Below are 10,161 nucleotides of genomic sequence, written 5' to 3' on the forward strand. Positions count from 1 at the left end.
ACTCGGAAACAACTATGTCAGATTTATCTCAAGTCTGGAAGCAATTAGGAACTTATGTCAGGGGTTCTTGGGTGCATCAAAAGTTGAATAATGGTTCTGTTGTGGGCAAAGTTGGACGTACCTTAAGAAAAAGTGGGAATGGAAAAGCAAAAAAGCGCGAGTTCGGTACCAAGAATGTACAGCAATTGTTGATGAATGAAGAACTGTATTCCAGGTTCACAGAATGGGGGCAAGTAATAGAGCAAGACGTTTGGCTCATTGACGATACAGCCTTCTATACAGAACTTTACAATTTGCTGGGTGAAAGTGCTTTAAAAGCCGAAAATGTGGAACTTGTTATCGCACGACTTAGTGAAAACAATAAGTTCTATCCAATTAAGGTTTTTGAGCGTCTTAATAATTTTTATCAACGTTGGTGCCAAGGGGAATTTATTGACGCATTACCCGATGCTAATTTTCCCCAGCAAAAAATGCTGCAAGTTAAAGCCAAAAATTTGAAGCTAGGATTGCGTGCGGTAGATATATATACAGGGCTAAATGTGTTAATTTTGCTTTTTGAGCTACACCGTTACGCACGGCAATCTGAAGAACTTAAGCAAAAAATAATATTTTATCCATCCGGACAACCTGACACTGCTAACTTTTTTACATCGCAGTTGCTCCGTGTCATTAATTATAGTGACTCCATAGAAGTTGGTAATTTTGCAAGTACTGTGGGTGAATTCCTTTATGCTGGTAACTTTAGCGGTGCCTATCTAGGTGACGCAAACCTTACAGGTGTAAACTTTACGAATGCAATTCTTACGGGCACATATTTAGGTAACGCGAACTTTACAGGCGCCAATTTGAGTAGTGCTAATTTAGGTGCTGCGAACTTAGGAGATGCAAACCTGAGTGGCGCCAATTTGAGTAGTGCTATATTGCGACGTGCTGACCTTAGCAGTGCCAACTTTAGCGGTGCTAATTTACAGAATGCGAATTTATCGGGTGCCGATTTGAATTACGCTGACTTAAGTAGTAGTAACTTAGATAGTGCGAATTTGCGTGGTGCGAACTTAACAGGTGCCAATCTTCGAGATGCTGTAATTAGTCATGCGATTTTTAAAAGCGTAACTTGCTTCGGTGCAAATTTGAGCGGCGCCAACTTAGAAGGTGCTGACCTAAGTCAAGCTGACTTGTGTCGTGCTGATGTAAGTGGGGTAAATTTTATGAATGCTAATTTAACAGGAATAAATTTGAGTGATTCCATCCTGTTTAGCGCTAACCTACAAAATGCCATACTACACGCAGCAGATTTAAGCTACGCCAAACTTAGCGGTGCTTGCTTTAATGGCGCCAATCTTAACTCTTGTATTCTTCTTGGCGCCGACCTTAGTCGTGTCAACGTTAGTAATGTCAATTTAAGCGAAGCTGATTTGAGCGGAGTTAATTTGAGTGAAGCTGACCTACATGGTGCTGACCTTAGTGAAGCTGTTTTGTGCGGAACTGATATGAGCTACGCAAACCTAACTGGCGCCAACCTTAATAGTAGTAACCTTACAGGCGCCATTTTTAATGGTGCTGATTTGAGTTACACAAATCTAAGCTACGCCATTTTAGAAAACGTCGATTTGACTGGCGCCAATCTAGAAGGGATAATTTGGAATGATAATCAAACCTGGAAAGGTGTAAGGGGTTTGGAGACAGCAGTGAATGTACCTGCTGCTCTACTGGCAACAGATGATTAACGGATGTAACGGATGAGTTACTTAAAATAACCCGTCTGTTACATCCGTTGCAAATTATTCAGTACGCTACGTATAGTATCTGTTGGTACTTCGTTGGTGATTTCGACTTTACCTATTTGTGTGGGTAGAATGAATCGAACTTTACCGTCTCTGACTTTTTTGTCGATTTGTATGGCTGTGATGATTTCGTCTATGTTTATTTTGGGTAAATGTGTTAGTAAACCAGCTTTGGCAATAAGATGATTTTGTCGTTCGGTTTCTGCTTTCGTCCACATTCCTAGTTCTGCTGCCATTTCTCCTGCTGCCACCATCCCAATACCAACAGCTTCCCCATGAATTACTTCTGTGTATCCAGTTAAGCTTTCTACTGCGTGTCCAATTGTATGACCGTAGTTGAGAATTGCTCGTAGTCCTGCTTCTCTTTCGTCTTGGCCGACTACATCAGCTTTAGCTTGGCATGATAGTTTAATAATAGTCTCTAAAAGTTCGGGGCTGATTGTTTTTATACTATCTAAATGTGTACTTGCTTCCATTTGAGCGAAAAATTCAGCATCCCAAATTACACCATATTTTATGACTTCTGCCATTCCAGCTCTAAATTCGCGTTCGGGTAGCGTTTGTAATACTTCTGGGTCTATTAAAACAAACTTCGGTTGATAAAAGGCGCCTATTAAGTTTTTACCTTTAGGATGGTTAACACCTGTTTTGCCACCTATAGATGAGTCTACCATTGCCAATAGTGTAGTCGGCGCCTGAATAAAGTTAATGCCTCGCAGGTAAGTTGCCGCAGCAAACCCCGTCATATCCCCTATTACACCACCACCCAATGCGACCAGCGTTGAAGAACGTTCTAAGCGATGTTCTATACATGCATCGTATATTTCTTTTATCGAGTCTAAATTTTTATAGCTTTCTCCATCAGGTAATATACAGGTAAATACTTGATAATTATTAGCTTCTAATGAATTAACAACACGCGCTCCATAAAGCTCAAACACAGTTGGATTTGATACAATCAAAACTTTTCTACCTAGCTCTAACTTGCTCATATACTCGCCAAGTTTGTCAAGAGTTGACGGTGCGATTTGAATTTCGTATGAGGACTCTGGTAAATTTACATTGATTGTGCAAGCCATTGTTTAATCCCTTTGCTCGTTGGCGCCTGTCTAGTCTTTGATGATTCTACTTTACTACTGAGCGTTGAGATTACATATGATTTATATTTATGCAATGGGAGCAAATTACACCCGTATCGATATTTGTCTGCATAATCGCATTAAAACGGCGCCTATAGTTTATGAGGCTATATTCTAATTTTATTTTAGTACTCTAGTTCTAATTATGCTGAAAAAACTGAAGCTTGGGAATAAATTTACTTTACTGCTTTTGCTTGTATTTGTTGGTGGAATTATAATTAGCGGTTTTACTTTATCGAGTGCGATGCATAGCAAAGCGGAGGATGAAGTCGCAACTAAGACGGAAATTTTAACCCAGATAATCAATTCTGTACGTGATTATACTGATAAAAATATACAACCGCTATTAAATGATAAGGTAGAAACAGAAGCGCGATTTGTTGCTGAAGTAGTCCCTGCGTTTTCAGCAAATCAGGTATTTGAGAACTTTAAGAAAAAATCAGAGTATAGTAATTTTATTTACAAAGAAGCCACTTTAAATCCAACTAATCTTAAAGATAAAGTTGATGACTTTGAAAAGGTATTAGTTGAGCAGTTCCGTGCAAAACCTAATTTAAAACGTACAAATGGATATCGTGTTCAACATGGTGAAAAGTACTTTTATATTGCACAACCGCTTGCTGTTACTAAAGCTAGCTGTCTAGAATGTCATAGTACCCCAGACCAGGCGCCTAAAAGTATGATAGCTGCTTATGGTGACAAAAATGGCTTTGGCTGGAATTTAAATGAGATTGTTGCATCTCAAATGGTTTACGTTCCTGCTGGTGAAGTATTCGCACAGGGCAATAAATATTTATCGTTAAGTATGGGAATTTTTATATCCATATTTACAGCGGTTGTATTGTTGATTAATTGGTTATTGAATCGCACGGTTATCCAACCAATTCGACAACTAACAGGAATCGCGAAACAAGCAAGTTCAGGTATTTTAACATCAGAGGTATTAAGTAAATTTGATTCGCCACAAATTGCTAAGTTTACAAATCGTTACGATGAACCAGGAGAATTATCGCGTGCTTTCCAATATATGGCACATGAAGTTGCTGAACGCGAGCAAAATCTAAGTAGTGCTGTAGAAGAACGCACTTCTCAACTTGCCGAAACTATGAAAGAAGCTGAACGTGCAAAGTTAGATGCAGAAAATGCCAATAGTGCCAAAAGTCATTTTCTTGCGAATATGAGTCATGAGCTTCGCACTCCTCTTAATGCCATTATTGGGTATAGCGAAATTCTGTTTGAAGAAATGACTGATGCTAACTCTACGCAACTTATCCCCGATGTCCAAAAAATTCATGGCGCTGGCAAGCATCTGTTAGAGTTAATTAATAGCATCCTTGACCTGTCGAAAATTGAAGCTGGCAAAATGGAGCTTTATCTAGAGACGTTTGATATTGCTGCCATGATTCAAGATGTTGCTGCTACGATTCAGCCTTTAATTAATAAACATGGGAATAAACTAATTCTAAATTATTCGCATGATATCGGCACTATGCGTTCTGACATTACAAAATTGCGTCAAAGTCTGTTTAACTTGCTGAGTAATGCAAGTAAGTTTACCGAAAATGGCAAAATTACTTTGACTGTTAAAAATCAGAATAAATGTACTACAATAAGTGTCAGCGACACTGGTATTGGGATGACACCCGAACAGCTAGCAAATATATTTCAAGCATTTTCACAAGCAGATGCTTCGACGACTCGTAAATATGGTGGTACTGGTTTAGGTTTAGTTATTACACAAAAATTCTGTCAAATGATGGGAGGTAATATAAGTGTTGAGAGTATATTTGGTGAAGGTACTACTTTTACTATTGTGTTACCCGAACAGATACAACAAGGTACAGAATTAAAGAAAGAAGTTAAAGAACTTAAAGTTAAACAAGGTATTGTATTAGTAATAGACGATGACCCAGCGGTACTAGACTTAATGCAGCGTTACCTTGAACGTGAAGGATATAGCGTTGTAACTGCTGCCAACCCAATAGATGGACTTGAGCTAGCGAAACAATCTCCTGATGTGATTATATTAGATGTGATGATGCCTGAAATGAATGGCTGGTCTGTATTAAGTCAACTTAAACAAGATCCACAAAGCGCGGATATCCCTGTAATAATGGCAACAATTATCGATGATTTTAACTTAGGTATGGCACTTGGAGCCTCCGATTATTTAATCAAACCTATTAATCATGAACGCTTGATGACGGTATTACAAAAATACCATACCAATTGTAACCGTTCAGGGGCGCCGCAATCAGTATTGATAGTCGAAGATAACACAGCAAACCGTGATATGCTACGTCGTCAACTTCAAAAAGCAGAATGGCAAGTTATGGAAGCAGAAAACGGACGTATCGCACTCGAAGTAATGCAAAATTACCAGCCAGGGATTATATTACTCGATTTAATGATGCCAGAAATGGACGGTTTTGATTTTATTACTGAACTTCGCAAAGTTGAAAAATGGCAATCTATTCCTGTCATCGTGTTAACTGCCAAAGATTTAACCGAAGAAGACCGTCAACGTTTAGATGGACAAATTGAACGTATTTATCAAAAAGCTTCCTATAACTATCAAACTCTCTTCAACGAAATCAAGAATGCTTTAAAAAAATGACTAAAATACTGATTGTAGAAGATAATGAAGTTAACCGTGATATGCTATCTCGTCGTCTTATACGTCACGACTATGAGATAATTTTTGCACTAAACGGCGTCGAAGGGGTATCTAAGACTCTGGCAGAAAAGCCAGATTTGATACTAATGGATATGAATTTACCTGTAATAGATGGTTGGGAAGCTACCCGACAGCTAAAAGCAAATTCCCAAACACGAAATATACCTGTAATTGCTCTAACAGCGCATTCGATGCAGGGTGATAGAGAAAAAGCTTTGGCAGCAGGTTGTGATGAGTATGAAAGTAAACCGATTGATTTTTCGCGTTTACTTAGCAAAATTGAAAGTTTTATCGAAAAAACGAAATCTTCCTCAGATCTAAATATATCTCAATTAAATCCTTATATTCAAAAAGCATTATTTTCAAATTTACGTCACGAATTGTGTACGCCGATAAATGCTATTATTGGCTATAGCGAGATATTACTAGATGGATTAAAACATCAGCAAAATACAAATATATATATAGATATCAGTAAAATTTTTACAAGCGGTCATCAAATGCTTACCCTCGCAAATAAACTTATTGACCCAGCTTACTTTGAATTAAATAAAGAACATACTTTTGATGACTTTGGTGCTAAAATACGTTTGGAAATATTGACTCCTCTAAGTACAATTATCGGTTATTGTGAGTTATTAGTTGAAGAACCAGGCGCCGACTTTGCACCAGACTTAGAGCGTATTAATACATCTGCTCAGAAAGTATTAAATATGGTAAATAATATTGTAAACTTAGCGCAGCAGCAGTTACAAGCAATTGACATAGAGGTAATGCAAACTGCTGCATCAAAGAAACACTTTGGACAACAATTAATTGCTGATGCGGCGCCAATTGCTATTATAATTTCTCGGTTGAGTGATGGTTTAATTGTTTACGCAAACGCAGCAGCAGCTTTAACTTTTGTTTTACCCGTAGCGCAGTTATGCAACCGCCATATTCAAGATTTTTTAGGGCACACAGACTATGATCAGATTACTAGTGCTTTGCAAAAAAACGAAACTATCGTAAACAGAGAACTTCGTACTATCAGTGCTAGTGGTACACAGTTATGGATGACAGCATCGCTACAACCCCTAACCTTTAACTCCGAACCAACAATTTTGAGTGTGCTGTGCGATATAACCGACCGTAAACGTGCCGAAGATGCATTACGTATCGACGCAGAAAGCTACAAAAGCATTTTTGAGAATGCATTACAAGGTATTTACCAAGCAACACCTGACGGGCAGATTGTATTCGTCAATCAGTCAATGGCAATGATTCACGGTTTTGATAACCCTATTACCATGATAGAAACCGTAAATACAATAAATTATAAATTATATGTCGATAATGAGTGGCGCTCCTCATTTCGTTACTTACTTGAAGCACAAGGGCAAGTTATAGGAATAGAGTATCAAGTATATAAATACAGCGGGGAAATAATTTGGATTGCAGAAAGCGCGCGGGCTGTGCGTGATGCGAATGGAAAAGCTATATACTACGAAGGAATATTAGAAGATATTACGCAGCGAAAGATTAAAGAATTAGCATTACAGCGCGAAATAGAGAAACTACAAACTGAAATAAATCAAACCAGAAACACACAGCAAGTAACAGAAGTTGGTAATGCACGAACAATATTACTAGTCGAAGACAACGAAATGAACCGCGACATGCTATCACGTCGTTTAAAGCGCTCAGGTTATAAAGTTATAATTGCAGTTGATGGAAGCGAAGGTGTATCACTAGCAACTACTGCAAAACCCAATATAATCTTAATGGATATGAGTTTACCTGTCTTAGATGGATGGGAAGCGACAAAACAATTAAAAGCCAATAACAATACTAAACATATTCCAATAATAGCCCTAACAGCACATGCAATGTCAGGCGACCGAGAAAAAGCACTTAATAGCGGGTGTGATGAATACGACACAAAACCCATCGAAATGCCCCGGCTACTTGACAAAATAACAACTCTTTTAAACAAATAGGCTTAAGTAGAAACATTTTCCCTCAAACCCTAGGATTAGGATTAAGTTTAGCACGCGAAATAATGCGCGCACATCACGGCGCCCTTACCCTAGAAGAAACACCAGACGGGGAAACCGCATTTACTTTGACTTTACCAATAAGTTAAAGCACAAAAATACAGAGAAAAGCATTTTTATTTACACAAAGTTAATTGATTGAGCTACTTAAATAAAGCTTGAGTTAAAATATTATAGGTAATAGTAATGATGTTATAAAAATATTTGAATTATTAATAATTTAAAATTTTTGTAATCATTTAGAAATTGAAACACATACTTGGGAAGTTTAGCCTCATAATATGGAGTTAGATTTACTTACATATATTCAGCGCGAGTATGAATGGATAAAGCAAAAATTATGTCAGGTACCATCTAAAATATCATCAAGTATTTGATTGTGTACTTAGATATAGTTATTTTGATCCCCCGAATTCGCGGGGAATTGGGGGATCAACTCTATAATTAACTTCTTATATATTATGAATAAAACAGTTGTTATAAATGTTGTCGGTCTGTCATCACGACTTCTAAAATATACTCCCAAGCTTTCACAGTGGGCACAACGTGGACAAGTCACCACTATAAACCCTGTTCTACCTGCTGTGACTTGCACTGCACAAGCTACATATTTAACTGGTGTTCTTCCTAATGAACATGGTGTTGTTGCTAACGGTTGGTATTTTCGCTCGGAATCTGAGGTCAAATTTTGGCGCCAGTCGAATAAATTAGTACAAGCTCCAAAAATATGGGATATTGCACGTGTTAACAATCCTGAGTTTAGCTGTGCGAATTTATTTTGGTGGTATAATATGTACTCGTCGGTTGAATACTCGGTGACTCCACGACCGATGTACCCTGCTGATGGCAGAAAGTTACCTGATATTTACACGCAGCCGAGTGACTGGCGATTTGATTTACAAAAAGAATTAGGACAATTTCCACTGTTTAATTTTTGGGGTCCCAATACTTCTATTGATTCTACGCGCTGGATAGCAGATTCTGCTAAGTGGACAGAAGAAAAATCTAATCCAACTTTAACATTGATTTATTTACCGCATCTAGATTACTGTTTACAGAAATTTGGACATGACGAAAAGAATATAATCAAAGACTTACAAGAGATAGATACGGTTTGTAGCGATTTGATTGATTTTTATGAAACACGCGGCGCCAAAGTCATTGTGCTATCTGAATATGGCATCACTAATGTATCAAAGCCTATTCATATTAACCGCGTGCTTCGCGAAAAGGGTTTACTTAAAGTTAGGGAAGAATTAGGGCGTGAAATATTAGATGCAGGCGCCAGTAAGGCTTTTGCAGTTGCTGACCATCAACTTGCCCACATCTATATAAATGACCCTGAATGTACTTCAGCAGTTAAAGACTTGCTACAATCAATCAATGGAATCGGCTATATATTAGATGATACAGCCAAAAAACTACATGGCTTAAATCATGCACGTTCGGGTGAGCTTGTCGCTGTTGCTAACAATGATGCATGGTTTACTTATTATTACTGGTTGAATGATAATAAGGCGCCGGACTTTGCTAGAACTGTTGATATTCACCGCAAACCAGGTTATGACCCTGTAGAATTATTCATCGACCCACAAATCAAATTCCCAAAACTAAAAGTTGGTTTAAAATTATTGCAGAAAAAATTAGGTTTCCGTTACCTAATGGACGTAATACCATTAGACGCAACTCTGGTCAAAGGTTCACACGGTAGTATAGATGTTTCTCCAGAAGATAAACCAGTGTTTATTACTCAGCAATTAGATTCAAATAACACAGTTGCTGCGACAGAAGTGTGTAACTTGATATTACAACACCTACAAGAACAGCCTGAATTGCAAAAAGAAGTGCGTTGCTAATACCTATTACTGTGCCAGAATTTTGTAAATTTCACGCTTAACCTGAATAAGAAGGTCACGCACTTGATTTGCTCGTTCTAAATTGCCACTCCGAGCAACAGTAGTAACAGCATCATTCAACTCTGTTAAAGTATCGCGCAACTCAATTAATTCAGAAGGTTTACTTTGTTTAAAGTCAGAAGGGTTTTCTAAATTAGATTGTTGATTGCGCTCACTTAACAGTTGTCTACCGCTTTCGGTAATAGTATAAACACGCTTTCCTTCAACCTGTGTACTAGTCAAATGATTACTCTCCTCTAGCATTTGAAGAGTTGGATACACAGAGCCAGGACTGAGACGATGAAAGCCACCACGACGAGCTTCCAACTCTTTAATAATTTCATAACCATGCTGGGGACGTTCAGACAATAACCCAAGCAGAATAAACTTCATATCACCACGACGAGTGCGTCGTCTATCTCCCCACCCATGACCGTGCGATTCTTTTCGTCCAAAGCGCTCACTTGCAAAGAAACTATTACTAATATTTTCTCCTGCCCATGCTGGTGTAAGGAAGCGCGGATGAAATCTTCTAAACATATACATATAGCTGATACTTTTAACCTGGACATTTTTGAACATCTAAGACATTCTCAATGTTTAGTACAACATCACCAACAGAGTCAGTGA

At 38.1% G+C, this 10,161-nt stretch carries 7 protein-coding genes; 5 read left to right on the forward strand and 2 right to left on the reverse strand.

Features of this window, described 5'->3' with window-relative positions; translation table 11 throughout:
• Window positions 1–14 precede the first annotated feature (14 nt).
• Complete coding sequence (locus tag DSM106972_RS22535; RefSeq protein WP_127082812.1) at window positions 15–1,727, forward strand: pentapeptide repeat-containing protein; 1,713 nt, start codon at window positions 15–17, stop codon at window positions 1,725–1,727.
• A 38-nt stretch (window positions 1,728–1,765) separates the two neighbouring features.
• Here DSM106972_RS22535 and aroB read toward each other — a convergent pair whose 3' ends face one another.
• The gene (gene aroB, locus DSM106972_RS22540; protein WP_127082813.1) at window positions 1,766–2,863 is read right to left on the reverse strand and encodes a 3-dehydroquinate synthase; all 1,098 of its coding nucleotides are present in this window, start codon (window positions 2,861–2,863) and stop codon (window positions 1,766–1,768) included.
• Window positions 2,864–3,068: 205 nt separating this feature from the next.
• On the opposite strand from aroB, the gene DSM106972_RS22545 reads away from it, so the two are divergent.
• From DSM106972_RS22545 to DSM106972_RS22565, 4 genes are all read left to right on the forward strand, one after another.
• On the forward strand, window positions 3,069–5,540 hold the full coding sequence (locus DSM106972_RS22545) for a response regulator (protein WP_127082814.1): 2,472 nt from the start codon (window positions 3,069–3,071) through the stop codon (window positions 5,538–5,540).
• Window positions 5,537–7,579 (forward strand): response regulator, encoded by a 2,043-nt coding sequence (locus DSM106972_RS53675; RefSeq protein WP_158632865.1) that lies wholly within the window; start codon window positions 5,537–5,539, stop codon window positions 7,577–7,579. The genes DSM106972_RS22545 and DSM106972_RS53675 overlap by 4 nt, the downstream gene beginning before the upstream one ends.
• Before the next feature lie 14 nt (window positions 7,580–7,593).
• A complete protein-coding gene (locus DSM106972_RS55385) occupies window positions 7,594–7,725 on the forward strand; it encodes an ATP-binding protein (protein WP_325052202.1) in 132 nt (43 codons plus the stop codon).
• Between the two features lie 372 nt (window positions 7,726–8,097).
• A complete protein-coding gene (locus DSM106972_RS22565) occupies window positions 8,098–9,492 on the forward strand; it encodes an alkaline phosphatase family protein (protein ID WP_127082815.1) in 1,395 nt (464 codons plus the stop codon).
• Window positions 9,493–9,498: 6 nt separating this feature from the next.
• On the opposite strand, the gene DSM106972_RS22570 is transcribed toward DSM106972_RS22565, so the two are convergent.
• Window positions 9,499–10,071 carry a PadR family transcriptional regulator gene (locus tag DSM106972_RS22570; protein ID WP_127082816.1) on the reverse strand — a complete coding sequence of 191 codons (573 nt, stop codon included), beginning with the start codon at window positions 10,069–10,071 and terminating at the stop codon, window positions 9,499–9,501.
• Window positions 10,072–10,161 lie beyond the last annotated feature (90 nt).

Source organism: Dulcicalothrix desertica PCC 7102, assembly GCF_003991905.1.
GTDB classification, from domain to species: domain Bacteria; phylum Cyanobacteriota; class Cyanobacteriia; order Cyanobacteriales; family Nostocaceae; genus Dulcicalothrix; species Dulcicalothrix desertica.

Coding starts and splice junctions, on each gene's coding strand:
- DSM106972_RS22535 (WP_127082812.1), top strand. CDS start 15: ATGTCAGATTTATCTCAAGTCTGGAAGCAATTAGGAACTTATGTCAGG.
- aroB (WP_127082813.1), bottom strand. CDS start 2,863: ATGGCTTGCACAATCAATGTAAATTTACCAGAGTCCTCATACGAAATT.
- DSM106972_RS22545 (WP_127082814.1), top strand. CDS start 3,069: ATGCTGAAAAAACTGAAGCTTGGGAATAAATTTACTTTACTGCTTTTG.
- DSM106972_RS53675 (WP_158632865.1), top strand. CDS start 5,537: ATGACTAAAATACTGATTGTAGAAGATAATGAAGTTAACCGTGATATG.
- DSM106972_RS22565 (WP_127082815.1), top strand. CDS start 8,098: ATGAATAAAACAGTTGTTATAAATGTTGTCGGTCTGTCATCACGACTT.
- DSM106972_RS22570 (WP_127082816.1), bottom strand. CDS start 10,071: ATGTTTAGAAGATTTCATCCGCGCTTCCTTACACCAGCATGGGCAGGA.